Below are 14,136 nucleotides of genomic sequence, written 5' to 3' on the forward strand. Positions count from 1 at the left end.
GGCCAAAAATTGACTATTACGTAAAAGTCAATATTATCGTCTGTCCGACGACGGGGAACACATGCCGGTGAACAAATATTATAGCATAACGGAACTGACGCGCGAATTCGGGGTCTCGACGCGCACGCTCCGCTTCTACGAGGACGAGGGACTGATCCATCCGGAGCGGCGCGGGCGCACCCGTCTGTTCCGGCAGGCCGACCGGCGCCTCATCGGGGAAATCCTCCGTGGCCGGCGCATCGGTTTCACCATCGCAGAAATCCGCGAGATCATACAGGTCTACAAGGAGCCGCCGGGCGAACTCGGCCAGCTGAAGCTCCTGATGAAGCGCGTCGACGAGAAGCGCGACGACCTGCGCCAGAAGCGCAAGGATATCGACGACACGCTGGCGGAACTTGACGCTATCGAAGAGACCTGCCTCGGCCGCCTCGCCGAAATCGGCGTCACCACCTGAAAAGCGGCTACCGGGCTGCCAACCTCTATCGTGCCTCGACGCTGCATTCGGCGGCGATCGTCTGGACCCGCTCGTCGTTCCGAATATCGATCTCTCCCGCCTGCAGCGGCGTGAACAGGGCTTGAGCCTGCAATTTGTCCAGCGTGCACTGGCAGAAGCCACGGCAAAGCGCTTCGCCTTGCTGCATGACGCAAGAGGCGTTGCATTGCCTTAGGTAAGTCGCGAGCGGATCCGGCGCCTGCGGCGGGGCGACGAGGGAAAGCCCGTAGGCGATGCCGATCAACACCGGCTGATGGATGAGATAGAAAGCAAGGCTGTGGCGGCCGAGCCTTGCCGGCCACCAGGAACCGGTGCCAATGGCGGCAAGCCGCTGCGGCAGCCCGGTTTTGATGGCGATCGAGGCAATACTCAATCCAGCGAAGAAGGGCACGGCCCAGGGAAACAGCGGGACGTAGTCGTTAGAGCGTTCCGGCGTCACGGCAAGGCCGATCCAGGCGAGATATCTGGGATCGAAGAAGGATGAGCGAAGCAGGCCGGGTGGCCCGAAATTATCGGTGATCCAGGCGGCAAAGAGCGCGAGCGTGGCGATGAGCGTGAAGGCGAGCGGCAGCCTCAAAAAAACGACGCCGATGAGCGTGAGCACCGCGATACAGTGCAGGATGCCGAAATAGATCCACTCGTTCGGCATCGCGATGCGCGTGGCGATCGAGATGAGCGCGGCAGCCGCGGCGATCATGCCGAAGCGCTTCCAGTAGGAGGGCCAGCGAATCTCGGGCGTGCTTGAGAGCACCAGGCTGATGCCGACGATGAAGAGAAAGGTCGTGGCGATCGCCCGGGCATAGATCTTCAGCCAGCCGGTTTCGGCCGTGCCCGGCGCGAGATAGCCCATGAACTCCATGTCCCAGCTGAAATGGTAGCTCGCCATGGCGATCAGCGCGACGCCGCGCGCCGTATCCAATAGACCGATGCGCGGCGGTTTTACCGCCGCATCGGCTTTCGTTGCCGGCAATATCATCAAAGTCCCTCGGGCAAATCATTTCCGCCGCTCGACGGACTATCGCGGCCAATAGCAGAAAGGTGGAGATTTGATGGCGGACCGGCATCCATGATCGCCAGTCGCGCCTGCGAGAAAAATTGCCGGCGTGTCAGCACGAAGATGACGATCGCCGTCGTCATCATGAAGACATAGGGGTTGATGAACCAGCCGAGATAGCCGATCGACAGGAAGATCGCCCTGAGCCCCTCGTTGAAATTGCTGCCGGCAATGACGTTCATGCGGATGACGCGTTCGGCCGCCCGCTCGGCGGCGATGACGTCGCGCTCGCTGTCGCGCATCATCGGGATCGAGCCGAAAAGAATGGTGCAGTAGTTGAACAGCCGATAGGACCAGCCGAATTTGAAGAAGGCGTAGCCGAAAAGCGCTGCCAGCCCACCGACCTTCATCTCGAAGACGGCATGGCCGCCATGGAAGACGAAGGGCAGGTCGGCGAAGACGGCATCGACCTTCTCCGTCGCTCCGAGCAAAGCAAAGCAGCTGCCGATCGCGAAGATCGACGTCGAGGCAAAGAAGGCGGTGCCGTTCTGCAGGCCGGCCATGATTTGCGTGTCGATCATCTTCAGGTCGCGGCGCAGCGAATTGTAGATCCACTCCCGGCGCCGTTCGGTCATCGCATGGGTCAGGCTGGTGCGTCCGAAGAAGGTGCGGCCGTGCAGCAGCCAGGAATAGCCCATCCAGACAAAGGCAAAGAAAGTCAGAGCGATATAATCCGCCGTCGTCATCAGTGATTCGGTCTCCGCATGAACGCGACCACTATGCCGCAAGTCGGATTATGCTGCATGGCCGAGTTCGGCGGCTTTACGCGAGCTTTTGGCCATGCGGCAGTTCGGCATAATCGAGCCGTCGGGAAACGACAAGGCTTGGCGGATAGCCGACCGGCATCTTCTGGGCCTAAATGGAGCAATGCGGTGATCCGTCAGCCTGGGGATTAGGGATGGAACCCAAAGAAGGAGAAAAGGACGGCGCTACCCCTCCCGCCTCAATCATCCCCACCCGCGTCGCATGCCGGCCGCCCTCGAAGCGAGCGGTCAGGAATGCATCGACGATATCGAGCGCCAGCCCTTCGCCCACGACGCGCACGCCAATCGAAAGCATGTTGGCATCGTTGTGCTGGCGGATCATACGGGCGGAGAATGTGTCTGCGCAGACGCCGCAACGGATGCCCTTTACCTTGTTCGCCGCCATCATGATGCCCTGGCCGGTGCCGCATAGGATGATGCCAAACCGGCAATCGCCGGAGGCGACGAGACGCGCCGCCGCTTGGCCGTGGTGAGGATAGTGTGTGCTCTCCGGCGTTGTCGGTCCGATGTCGACCGCTATCCAGCCTTGCGCCGCGATATGACCGGCAATGGCCTGCCGGAGTTGAATGGCGGCGTGGTCGCTGGAGAGGGCGATGCGGTTGGTGGCTGTCATGGAGAAGTGGTTCCGTTTTCCAAAGCAATTTGCCGTCTTGACGATGCATGCTAGCGCCACACCAGTCTAGAGGTGCGCGAGCAGGGCGCCGTGTTAACCGCTTGTAAAGTCGTGATGGCCAATTGTTCAGGACTGAACCTGAACTCCGAATTCAAAAGTGACCCATGAGTCGGCCGGATTACATCCCGAGTCTCGATGGCCTGCGCGGTGTCGCTGCGCTTCTGGTCGTTGGAGCCCATATTGGCCTTATCTTTCCGATCACAGCTCCGCATCTCGTGACGATGGGCGACGAAGCCGTCGGTTTGTTTTTTGCGCTCAGCGGCTTCCTGATGGCCCATCTCTATGGCTCACGGCCGGTCACGAGAGAAAACGTGCTGGATTTTCTGGTGAGCCGCTTTGCCCGCATCTATCCGGTTTACCTGGCGGCCGTCATTCTCGTGGCGATGCTGTCGAGCATGCAAAATCTGGATTTTATTCAGCCGATCGTTAGCGGCACGGACTTTGTACGTCATATCTTTCTTCTCGGCTCGAGTGGTGTTTTCTGGTCGATACCACCCGAGATCCAGTTCTATCTGTTCTTTCCTGTCCTGTGGCTTTGCTTGGCCCAGCCGCACCGCTATAGCGGCATAATTGTGGGCCTGACCGTGGCCGTCGTCGTGGATGGCCTGGTCGAATTGCCAGGCCCGGGAATCCTGCTCGTCTCCAAGCTCCCTTACTTTCTGTTCGGCGCACTTGCCGGAATGATGCATTCCTACTGGAACAGCTGGATTCCATCTGCCCTTACAGGCATTTTAACGCTCTTCGCTCTGGCGGTGTTTTTCACTTACCGGCATATCTTGCCCGGCTTTTCCCCGGTATTTTGGAGCCTGCAAAGTGCGGTGGCCGCGGCCGTCATTGTCGGGCTCGTCGCTCGACAGCCTCCCATCGCAGCCCGTGTCCTGGCAGCTGGGCCGGTACGGTTTTTCGGAAAGATCAGCTTTTCACTTTACCTTTTCCATGTCCCCATCATGTTCCTGGCGCGTCTGACTTTTGATGCATTGATGCCGAAACCGGCGCTCATCATGGTGACGCTTTTCGTTGCGGCAGTCGGGGCATGGTTCATCCACGAGACGATCGAGGTTCCAGGCCGACGGTGGCTGATCCAGCTATGGCAGGATAATCGCTCGCGTCTGGTTTGGCGCGAAACTCCAGTTGGCCAAATGAACCGCGCGATCCTCGACCTGCAGGAGATCGAAAAACGCCTGCTGAACGGGGCAACGTCAACCATGGTCGATCAACGACAGATCTCGACGACGTCCACCCCACCGGATGGAGCCGACGGCACGGTCATTCAAGATGATCGTAACGAAAAGCTTCGCGCATAGCGCAGTTGCCGTTCGTCGTCATTGACTTCGTATCGCGCTCAGAGTTCTTGGGCCAGTCCGATGAGAAGCCCTTCAGGCCCGCGGATGTAGCAGAGCCGATACGTGTCTTGATAGTCCACGACTTCGCCTTCGAGCTGCGCGCCGCGCTTACGCAGCCTGTCAAGCGTCTCATTGATGTCATCAACCGTGAACATGACGCGGAGGTAGCCGAGCGCGTTGACCGGGGCGTTGCGGTGATCTGCGACGACGGGCGGCGTGAGGAAGCGGGAGAGCTCGAGCCGGCTATGGCCATCCGGTGTGCGCATCATGGCAATCTCGACATGCTGATTGCCCAGTCCAGTGACACGTCCGGCCCATTCTCCTTCGATCGTGGCCCGCCCTTCGAGCTCGAGGCCGAGCTCGCGAAAGAAATCAATCGTCACTCCGAGGTCTTCGACGACGATTCCTACGTTGTCCATCCGTTTGAGCGCCATGTGTCCAATCTCCCAATCTGCAAGGTTCTAGCATCGACGTCAGCAGGACATTGGGAGTCGGTGCAGACTGTCAAGATAAGGCAACCAGTTCTTCCTCCGCCTAGGCTTCATTGAATGCAGCAATCATTGGTAAGGCGGACCGCTTGGCTTAACGCATGACCCCGAAAATCGGATTCGATTTTCGGAAGGGATTATGCGCACACTCAAAGTGCCAGCGCGTCTTATGGGACACGCGGCGCTCCAGTGGGCAGCCGGAATGTCGCACCGGCTCCATGCGATGTCGGTGTGCTGCACGGATCTGAAACCGACCTCGCTTAAGCTTGCATCCTCATATACAGAAGGCGCACCCATGTTTCTCTCGGTATTCGATGTCTTCAAGATCGGTGTCGGGCCGTCGAGTTCACACACGATGGGTCCGATGTCGGCCGCCAACCGGTTCCTGGAGCTGATCCTGTCGAACGAATGGCCGCGCCCGTCATCGGGCGCACAGGTCACAGCCATCAAAGTCAGCCTGCACGGCTCGCTCGCCCATACCGGCATCGGCCACGGCACGGGCAGGGCTGTCATTCTCGGGTTGATGGGCGAGGCGCCCGACAGCGTCGATCCCGACCGGATGGACGGCATCGTCGACACGGTGGAGCGCACCGGCCGCATCACGCCGGATGGGCATCCCGCCTATCAGTTCCAGCCGAAAACCGATTTGGTCTTCGACAAGAAACAGCCATTGCCAGGCCATGCAAACGGCATGGTTTTTTCCGCCTATGACAGGGACGGCCGGCTGCTCGTCAAGCGCGTCTATTATTCGGTCGGCGGCGGCTTCGTCGTCACCGACACCGAACTGGAACAGATGCGGGCGAAGAAGAACGCGGCCGGCGGCACGCGCGTACCCTATCCCTTCTCCACCGCCAAGCAGATGCTCGAAATGGCGGAGCGCTCTGGGCTGTCGATCGCGCAGATGAAGCGGGCGAACGAGGAGAGCCAGCGCTCACGCGAGGAGCTCGATCAGGGGCTCGACCGCATCTGGGAGGCGATGCGGTCCTGCATCGAGCGTGGCCTCAAGGTCGATGGCATCATGCCCGGCGGCCTCAACGTCAAGCGTCGCGCCCGCAGGATTCACGACAAGCTGGAGGAGGAGTGGCGCAGCAACCGCGTCAATCCGCTGCTCGCCAACGATTGGCTGAGCGTCTATGCGATGGCCGTCAACGAGGAGAATGCAGCCGGCGGGCGCGTCGTCACGGCGCCGACCAACGGAGCGGCCGGCGTCATTCCGGCGACGATCCGCTACTATGAGCATTTCCACGAGGACTGGGACCAGAACGGCATCCGCGACTACCTGCTGACGGCTGCTGCCATCGGCGGCATCATCAAGCACAATGCCTCGATCTCGGGCGCCGAGGTCGGCTGTCAGGGCGAGGTCGGCTCGGCTGCGGCGATGGCCGCCGCTGGCCTTGCCGCCGTCATGGGGGGCACGCCGGAGCAGATCGAAAACGCTGCCGAGATTGCGCTCGAACATCATCTCGGCATGACCTGCGATCCGGTCGCGGGCCTGGTGCAGGTTCCCTGCATCGAGCGCAACGCGCTCGGCGCGGTCAAGGCGGTCACCGCGGCATCGCTTGCCGTCAAGGGCGACGGCCAGCATTTCGTGCCGCTCGATGCCTGTATCGAGACGATGCGCCAGACCGGCCACGACATGAGCGAGAAATACAAGGAGACCTCGACCGGAGGTCTTGCGGTCAACGTCGTTGAATGCTGAGTTTGTGGACGCCTGACGTTACAGCACCATGTGTCCTTTCAGACGCGCAAAGGACGCTTGTAACACTTTGAACTGCTGCATAATTTCATCCTTAGATCGATTCCGGTCTGAGAATAAAATTATGCTGGAGGTGCTTGACGCTCGCTGCCAAAAGGATTTCAACGGCGGCATGGCATTGCATCTCATCAAACTCTGCGTCGGCGCCGACTCGATCGACGATCTGCGCGAATGGGTGGCGGAACGCTCGCTGCGCGCCATTGCAGCCGGCCTCGAGCCGCATTCGGTGCATACGACGCGCATGGCGCCGAAACGCATGGAGGAACTGCTTGACGGCGGCTCGCTCTACTGGGTGATCAAGGGGCAGGTGCAGGCCAGGCAGAAGCTGCTCGGCATCGAGACCTTCACGGACGGCGAGGGCATCTCGCGCTGCCGCCTGATGCTCGGCCCGGAGGTCATCGAGACGGCCGTGCAGCCGAAACGTCCCTTCCAAGGCTGGCGTTATTACACTGAAGACGACGTGCCGCGCGACCTGACAAGTCTTGGCGCCGGCATTGCCGAAATGCCCGCTGATCTTCGCCGCGAACTCACGGACCTTGGTCTGCTCTAATCCCGGAAATCGAAGCCGACTTCCGGAAAGGTTTATGCGTGGGTTGAAGGTGACGGCGTGCCCCGTTCGGGCACGCGGCACTCCGCAGCTCAGCGCAGGCGCAGCTGCACCGGCGCGCTGCCGCCGGGGGATGTCACATGCAGATGGATGCGGGCTTCGGGTTGGGAATAGCGCCAGGCGCGCGCACCATGGCACAGCAGCAGATTGATAAGATCCCGGGTCTTCGGAGACTTCGCCTTCGGTCGTTGCAGGCCAATCTCGGCAAGGCGCAAAGCCGCCTCGTGCAGCGGATGCAGAGATGAGCGCCCCTTGGCCATGCGGCGGTCTGAAGGCATTCCTGGAAAGTTCTCATTAATCGCCATTGTTTTCCCCGTACGCAATACTGATCGAGTTCAAGAATGGTGGCCGGAAACGCAAACACCGATTCCGGCCGTCGCCAATGCCGCCGGCCATCTTGCAGGCAGCATCGAATAGCTCATTGGGCAGCCGCCCAGCACTTGATGCCGGCCTTTTTCAAGGCCTTGCAGGCGTTGACGGCATCGCGCTGATCGTCGAAGCCGCCAAAGCGGGCGCGGTAAAGCTGATCACCACCAGCGGCGTAGGCGACCGCGAAGGGCTTCGCCGAGGCCAGCGCTCTGCCGCCCTTGCTCTTGGCGCTCTCCAGGAGATCCATGGCCATCTGCCGGTTCGGCGAGACGCCGACCTGCACGACCCAGCCGCTGGGACCATCGCTGGTTGAAACGGCGCCAGTCGAAGTGGGAGAAGTGGGAGTGGTCGAGGCGGTGGTGACCTCATCGACCGAGGTATCGCCCTGTTCCGGCGGCATATAGGCGGGCGCCGGCGTCGGCACGGCGACCGATGCCTGCTGCTTGAAGGTCATGGTCTTGACTTTGGTCGGCGCCGGCATCGGCTGGGCTACCAGTGGATTGTCGGATTTCGACTGAGCGGTCTCGGCATAGGCAACCTCGGTCTCGGCGACCTGATAACGCGCATCCGGCAGCGGGCCTTTGTGCGGCAGGCTGAGATCGGCGGCTGCGGCCGAAATCGGCGGCTGCGTTGCGGTGATCGTCTTTGCGATCTGCTGTTGGGCCATTTGCGGCTGAACTTTCTGCTGGACCTTCTGCGGCTGGACCGGAGCGGGTGTCTCGATCATCGCCGGGGCAGGGGCTGCCTGGGCAATCAGCGCCGACGACCCGCCGCGGCTCGATGCCTTCGGCAGATAGGTGGCGATCAGATTGCGCATCTGGGCATCGCGGGCGGGCGTCGAGGCGCCGCCGAGCACGACGCCGACGATCGACTTGCCGTCTACCTGCACCGAGCTCACCAAATTGAAACCGGCAGCGCGCGTGTAACCAGTCTTGATCCCGTCGACGCCGCGCACCGAACCGACCAGGCGGTTGTGGCTGCGGATCGTGCGGCTGCCGAACTTGAAGGCGCGAGTGGAGAAATAGCCGTAATATTGCGGGAAATGCTGGCGAAGGGCGATGCCGAGGCGAGCCTGATCGCGCGCCGTCGTCATCTGCGCCGTATTCGGCAGGCCGTTGGCGTTGCGATAGGTGGTGCGCGTCATGCCAAGCGCATGCGCCTTGGCGGTCATCAGCTGGGCGAAACGATCCTCGCTGCCGCCGCCCAGCATTTCGCCGAGCGCGGTTGCGGCATCATTGGCCGACAGGGTAACGAGACCGAGAATGCCCTGCTCGACGGTGATCGTGCCGCCGGCGCGGACGCCGAGCTTGGTGGGCGCCTGGGCTGCCGCATGAGCGGAGAAGGGGACGGGCGTATCGAGGCGAATGCGGCCCTGCTCCAATGCCTCGAAGGTCATGTAGATGGTCATCATCTTGGTCAGGGAGGCGGGGTATTGCAGCCGGTCGGCATTCTCGCTGTAGAGAACGTTGCCGGTCTTGGCGTCGACGACGATGCCTGCATATTTCGAATTCGCCGCTTCTGCGTCGGCATTTACCGAATCGACCAGGACGATCGTGACGGCCACCGAAAGGATCGCCAGCAGCTTTGCCAGAAAATTGCCGGATCGGGACGATGATACGGAGGAGGCTGACCTTGACACTATTCCACTCTTCTCTTGCATTTCAGATATTTTGCATTTCAGATTTTGGCAGGAACCGCACACCTCCCGCCGCACAGCTCGTCTTCTAAAATTACCGGTTGGGCGTTACCAATCCGTTTATGATGAATCGTTTATTTCGCTGTCAGGGGAGCATTTTAGGGTGTTGTCGCAGAACGGTTCACAAGACGCGTTTCCACAAAGGTGCGGATAGCGGCATCAATATGTTCCCAGTCGTCGAGATGGCTGCTCGAAAAGCGGTAGAGAACGCTGAGATCCCTGCCGACCTTGATATCGCGTTGACAATCTCCGCTCGCCGCCTTGTCCGGGGCTGAAGGCAAAATGCAGCGCACGACGTAATTCGGCCCGCCCTCGACGGGCGCCGTCAGCAGTACCTCGTCGCCATAACCCGCATCGGCGCGAAGACGATGCAGCGTCAGGCGGTTGCGGAAGGGCTCGGCCGGTCCTTCGATCAGATGCGAATAGATCGGTTCCAGCCGCCCGGACATGTCGCGCGACATGGTGCTCTGGGTAACCTGCAGGAAGATCAGCCCGGAGGATTGGGCGACATCGTCGAATCGAAGGTGGTTTTCCTTGCCGTAACCCTGCATCTCAGGCCAGGCGAGGTAGAGATCGACGCGTTCGGCGGCGCCTTCATGCCTCTGGCTAGGAAAGCGGATGGCGTTCTCGGGGAATTTCACGGTGTCGCGGCCGATGGCCAGCATGATTTCAACCGTGCTGTCGGTGTTGCCGGCAAGCGAGATGTGGCGGCCGAACCAACGGCCGCCGATGCTGATGGCAACTGTCAGGACCGCCAGAACAGCGATCGCCGCCATCGTGCGGAGGAGAAATCCCATGGAAAAAAGCGGCTGCTCGTCGGGTGCGCTGTGCGCGGCATGGCTCATGGCGGTTCTTCGCGTTTCGGTCCGCCGCAGGAAGAACATGAGCCGCCGGTGCCGATGATGAATCTCACCGCCATGATCGAGCCGGCAAGGTTAACAATTCGCTAAGATACTGGTGAGGTAAGGCTTTAAAAGAGGGCGAGCCGTTCCCGGGACAGCGGGAACGGCTCTTGGGCACCGGTCGGGGACGGGATGCGGGGACTGACCGGGCCGCAGGCTGCAGCCGACTAGAACAGGATGATTTTAGGCCGCTCGGCCGAAAAATCTGAATCCTGTTCTTGAGCATGATGTCGTCCGAAAACCGCTCACGCTTTTCGGCATCATGATCTAGCATGCCGGCAGGCTGTTCTTACTTGACGCTACCGACCGCGACAGCGCGGCCGTCTTGAAGCTTTGACCAGCGGGCCGGATCGTCGGCGGACTGGCGCTTCAAATAGGTGTATTCTGTATCCGACCACAGCAGCACCTTGTTGCGCATGTTGTCGAGGATGAAGTCGCCGTGATCGGTGCGAACCGTCAGTACGGCATGGCCTTCGCCATTCGGCTGCAGCACGACGGTGATCAGCGTATCGGACGGCGAGAAACCGTCGTCGATCAGCATCTTGCGCTTCAGCAGGGCGTAATCCTCGCAATCGCCGACGGTGCGCGGATAGGCCCAGTGCTCCTCGACACCGTAGATCTGCTCGTCCGTCATCGGCTGGATCGTCGAATTGACGGTGTAGTTGACCTTGAGAATTTCCTTCCAGCGATCCTCGGTGAGGATGGCCGGTCCGGCATCGCCGCCGACTTCGACACATTCTGTCGGATTCGCCTTGCAGAATTCGTAATGCCCGATCGGCGGGCTGGCATTGCCTGCCAGGGCCATGCTGGCGGGCATCGCCTGTCCCGAGCCCACCATAGCCGTCATAATGGCACCGGCCAGAAGGCCGCCTTTCAGGATATTCGCGCTTGTCATTGCCGTCTCCCCGTAAGTTGAGGTGACAATGGCACAGACGTTTTTATCTCACGGAAAATTACGCAATAGAATTAAAGGCTTAGTTGATTCAAATGCCGATAAAACTTGGCTAAAAACAAACTTGAATGCGAGTAAAATTCGATGCGGATTTGTCTCGAATTCGATTAAAACTGTAATGCACGCAACAAGGCTTTCGCCCGCGAAAAGGTTGCGTTGCCGTCCTCATGTTAAGGATTTTCGTTAAGCCGGATAACTTCCGGCGGCCGGCCGGCGACGTGCGGTCGACCGTCGACGCAGCCGGAATCGACCGATTCGACCGGTTCAAAAGCAGAATGTCGCTCAGATCGCCGATTCCGACGGGAAAATTATTTTTGAGGAAAATCGCGAAATCGATCGGTGGCGGCGACGATCGCCGCGCTCATATCGGGATTTCCGGTGGAATGGGCAGCATGCGGAAGGATGCTGAGCTCGCTTTGCGGCCAGGCGCGGGCGAGTTCCCAGGCAGTGACAAGCGGCGCCTCGATGTCGAACCTTCCCTGCAGCAGGATGCCGGGAATGCCGGTGAGCCGCGTGGCATTCTTCAAAAGTTGGGCGTCCTCCAGCCAGGCGCCGTTGCTGAAGTAGTGGGTGATGATGCGGGCGCGCGTCAGTAAATAGGTGGGGTCGGCCCAGCGGCGCGGTAGGCCTTGGGGATCGGCGAGCAGAATCGAGGCCGCCTCCCAATCATGCCAGTCGCGCGCCGCCTTGAGGCGCGTTTCCGGGTCCGGATCGTTGAGGAGACGATGATAGGCGGCCACCATGTCCTCGTCTACTCCCTGAATCGCTGGGGCAGCCGCCTGGCGGAAACGGTGCCATTCTTCCGGAAAGAGCGGCGCCATGCGCCGATAGAGCCAGTCGATTTCCGAGAGGCGAGTGGTGGTCACGCCTGCGATGACGATCGCCGCGACCCGCTCCGGATGAGTTTCGGCATAGGCGAGCGCCAGCGTCGAGCCCCAGGAATTGCCGAAAAGGAGCCAGGTGTCGATGCCGAGACCGGCGCGCAGCCGTTCGATATCGGCAACGAGATGCCAGGTGGTGTTGAGGGAGAGATCGGTTTGCGGATCGGCAGCGCTCGGCAGGCTGCGGCCGCAATTGCGCTGATCGAACAGAATGATTCGATAGGCATCGGGATCGAAATAGCACCTCGCCATGGTCGAACAGCCGGAGCCAGGGCCGCCGTGCAGCACCAGTGCCGGGCGGCCCGTCGGATTGCCGCAGGCCTCCCAATAGATCAGATTGCCGTCGCCCGTATCAAGCAAGCCGTGATCATAGGTTTCGATTTCGGGATAGAGAACTGACATGGGCCACCTGCGATCGAGCCGGGCCTTATCCGTCATATCCGTGACGAACGAATGACGAGCGAGGGCGAGGCATTTTCGAACGCAAAATCACTGCACATTTTGGGCAACCTCACCGAGTGCAGATCGGTGTCGCAGCTTGTTCCACTCATAATACTATCTGCCGACTGGGTGGAACGACTTGCGACAGGATTTCGCGCCTGCTTTCCAAAGCCAGATTCGTTGCCGCTTGCAAATCTCTTGCCGTGACGTGCAGGCCTTTCAACACGACCTGACAGAGTGTGCGCCGGACCTGGCAATCGCGTTCGATGAACGTCCGTCGAAAATTGCGCCCCGCCGCGGAACCCCCGGAAAGGCAGCGCCATCTTCCGCAGCTTTTAAAGGAATTCGCGCAGCGTCTCGCGGGACTGGATCGACAGGAATTCGATTGCCACACCTTCGACGAAGTGGCGTACGACGCGACCGCGCATGTTGCCGAGCCGCACCGCCGTTCCGATCGAAGGGCGCATTTCGACGTCGACGGCAGCGCCCGACAGCGAAAGGTCCATGATGCGGCAGAAATAACGCGTGCCGTCCTCGAGCGTCAGCTCGGTCTTCGTGTCACGTGGGGTCAGGCGGTCGTGGCGCCGATCTTCCGGCAGGCCGAGTTCATGCTTGTTGGCAAGCCAGGTGAGCTGGGCCGCGAGCTTCTCGCGTTTCCGGTCGGTGGCGTTGATCGACATGGTGAAGCCGCGGCCATCGATCGTCTGGACATAACCTTCGACACGGCCGAGATGGTCGATATAGGCGACGACGCGTTCGTTGGCGCGCGGCCGGCCGGGGCAGGTGACGTACATGTCGCCAGGCGACATGTCGATCACCATGCATTCGAATTCCTCGTAGTTCGCAAGCATCAGCCGGCCCTGCATATTGATGGGCACGCGCTGGAAAACGCCCTGTTCAGGGCGCGGCGCAGGTCGTTGCGTCTGAGCTGGCTGGAACGAGTGCATCAAAGGGCTTCTTCATGAAAATCGCAGAGACCGATCTTTACCTGCAATCCATTAACAGAAGGTTGTTTCGCGCCGTCCCGACATAGCGGAAAACGAGTATATCCGGTGTCCTAAAATGGGACCCTCAGCGCGCCTCCACGCTCAGCAGCTGCGACACCATGCGGCGCATGACCTGGCCGAAATGGATGCTTTTGCCAGCGACGATCTTGTTGATCGGTCGCAGCTCGGCCGGTGCTGCATTGGCGAACTTTCCGGGGAGCAGGCGGCTGCGGTCGAGCGCCAGGAATTCGAGCGGTACGATCTCCAGCCAGCTCGCCGCCGCTGTCGGCGCGATCGCGCCGAGCAGCCGGTCGCAGGCCCCGTCCGGCGAACGCAGCGGCATCATGATAATCTCGAAGGAGGCCTGATGACCGACGGTGCTATAGCCGGTGGCGTTGAACAGGGCCGGCATGGCATGATCCATGACGCCCATCGCCGTGCGTTCGATGTCCTTGTGCTGACCATTTGCCCAGAGAGACGAAAAACGTTCGCTGCGCAGATCACGCCCGAAGAGATCGCAGATGCGGGTGCCGGCCAGCCGGAAACCGATGTCTCCGCCGTCGCGCCTCTCAAGAATGAACAGATTCTGGAGCAGGTGGGGGACGGCGGAGGGCTCGACCTGTGATTTCAGCGGCGCATCGGCAGCGCCGCGGATACGGTTCCAGTAGTCAAAAATTTCGATGGTCGTTTGCACACGCATTTCACACCAACCTGTCTCATTCCGGAGCATT

General features: G+C 60.6%; 14 protein-coding genes and 1 pseudogene. 4 read left to right on the plus strand and 11 right to left on the minus strand.

Annotation, left to right across the window (positions count from 1 at the left end):
- Positions 1-61 precede the first annotated feature (61 nt).
- Positions 62-454, plus strand: a complete 393-nt coding sequence (locus ACS4RR_RS13945) for a MerR family transcriptional regulator (protein ID WP_011652104.1) — start codon at positions 62-64, stop codon at positions 452-454.
- 25 nt (positions 455-479) lie between these two features.
- Here ACS4RR_RS13945 and ACS4RR_RS13950 read toward each other — a convergent pair whose 3' ends face one another.
- The 3 genes and pseudogenes from ACS4RR_RS13950 to rpiB all read right to left on the minus strand — a co-directional run.
- Positions 480-1,469: a heparan-alpha-glucosaminide N-acetyltransferase gene (locus ACS4RR_RS13950; protein WP_017964421.1), complete on the minus strand. Its 990-nt coding sequence runs from the start codon at positions 1,467-1,469 to the stop codon at positions 480-482.
- Positions 1,469-2,233 (minus strand): DUF599 domain-containing protein, encoded by a 765-nt coding sequence (locus ACS4RR_RS13955; protein WP_017964420.1) that lies wholly within the window; start codon positions 2,231-2,233, stop codon positions 1,469-1,471. Before ACS4RR_RS13955 ends, ACS4RR_RS13950 begins: the two co-directional genes overlap by 1 nt.
- Before the next feature lie 253 nt (positions 2,234-2,486).
- Positions 2,487-2,924, minus strand: a pseudogene (rpiB, locus tag ACS4RR_RS13960) (ribose 5-phosphate isomerase B); the annotation flags it as partial.
- Positions 2,925-3,088: 164 nt separating this feature from the next.
- On the opposite strand from rpiB, the gene ACS4RR_RS13965 reads away from it, so the two are divergent.
- Positions 3,089-4,288 carry an acyltransferase family protein gene (locus tag ACS4RR_RS13965; RefSeq protein WP_456188917.1) on the plus strand — a complete coding sequence of 400 codons (1,200 nt, stop codon included), beginning with the start codon at positions 3,089-3,091 and terminating at the stop codon, positions 4,286-4,288.
- A gap of 38 nt (positions 4,289-4,326) precedes the next feature.
- Here ACS4RR_RS13965 and ACS4RR_RS13970 read toward each other — a convergent pair whose 3' ends face one another.
- Entirely contained in the window at positions 4,327-4,761 is a 435-nt protein-coding gene (locus tag ACS4RR_RS13970) for a VOC family protein (protein ID WP_162117104.1), read from the minus strand.
- 349 nt (positions 4,762-5,110) lie between these two features.
- Between ACS4RR_RS13970 and ACS4RR_RS13975 the strand changes: the two genes are divergently transcribed.
- Positions 5,111-6,514: an L-serine ammonia-lyase gene (locus ACS4RR_RS13975; protein WP_170278065.1), complete on the plus strand. Its 1,404-nt coding sequence runs from the start codon at positions 5,111-5,113 to the stop codon at positions 6,512-6,514.
- A gap of 169 nt (positions 6,515-6,683) precedes the next feature.
- The gene (locus ACS4RR_RS13980) at positions 6,684-7,121 is read left to right on the plus strand and encodes a DUF1489 family protein (RefSeq protein ID WP_026154161.1); all 438 of its coding nucleotides are present in this window, start codon (positions 6,684-6,686) and stop codon (positions 7,119-7,121) included.
- A gap of 89 nt (positions 7,122-7,210) precedes the next feature.
- On the opposite strand, the gene ACS4RR_RS13985 is transcribed toward ACS4RR_RS13980, so the two are convergent.
- The 7 genes from ACS4RR_RS13985 to ACS4RR_RS14015 form a co-directional block, all read right to left on the minus strand.
- Positions 7,211-7,483, minus strand: coding sequence for a hypothetical protein (locus tag ACS4RR_RS13985; protein WP_456188918.1), 273 nt, complete (start codon positions 7,481-7,483; stop codon positions 7,211-7,213).
- A gap of 113 nt (positions 7,484-7,596) precedes the next feature.
- Entirely contained in the window at positions 7,597-9,207 is a 1,611-nt protein-coding gene (locus ACS4RR_RS13990) for a serine hydrolase (RefSeq protein ID WP_456188919.1), read from the minus strand.
- 134 nt (positions 9,208-9,341) lie between these two features.
- Complete coding sequence (locus tag ACS4RR_RS13995; RefSeq protein ID WP_260110892.1) at positions 9,342-10,127, minus strand: hypothetical protein; 786 nt, start codon at positions 10,125-10,127, stop codon at positions 9,342-9,344.
- Between the two features lie 307 nt (positions 10,128-10,434).
- The gene (locus ACS4RR_RS14000; protein ID WP_260110891.1) at positions 10,435-11,040 is read right to left on the minus strand and encodes a transglutaminase-like cysteine peptidase; all 606 of its coding nucleotides are present in this window, start codon (positions 11,038-11,040) and stop codon (positions 10,435-10,437) included.
- A 365-nt stretch (positions 11,041-11,405) separates the two neighbouring features.
- The gene (gene pip / locus ACS4RR_RS14005) at positions 11,406-12,380 is read right to left on the minus strand and encodes a prolyl aminopeptidase (RefSeq protein ID WP_456188920.1); all 975 of its coding nucleotides are present in this window, start codon (positions 12,378-12,380) and stop codon (positions 11,406-11,408) included.
- 374 nt (positions 12,381-12,754) lie between these two features.
- Positions 12,755-13,366, minus strand: a complete 612-nt coding sequence (locus tag ACS4RR_RS14010) for a PilZ domain-containing protein (RefSeq protein WP_017964411.1) — start codon at positions 13,364-13,366, stop codon at positions 12,755-12,757.
- 124 nt (positions 13,367-13,490) lie between these two features.
- Complete coding sequence (locus tag ACS4RR_RS14015; protein ID WP_222385073.1) at positions 13,491-14,135, minus strand: PAS domain-containing protein; 645 nt, start codon at positions 14,133-14,135, stop codon at positions 13,491-13,493.
- Between the last annotated feature and the right edge of the window lies 1 nt (position 14,136).

It is taken from the genome of Rhizobium zaerense (assembly GCF_051810725.1).
Taxonomy (GTDB): domain Bacteria; phylum Pseudomonadota; class Alphaproteobacteria; order Rhizobiales; family Rhizobiaceae; genus Rhizobium; species Rhizobium leguminosarum_I.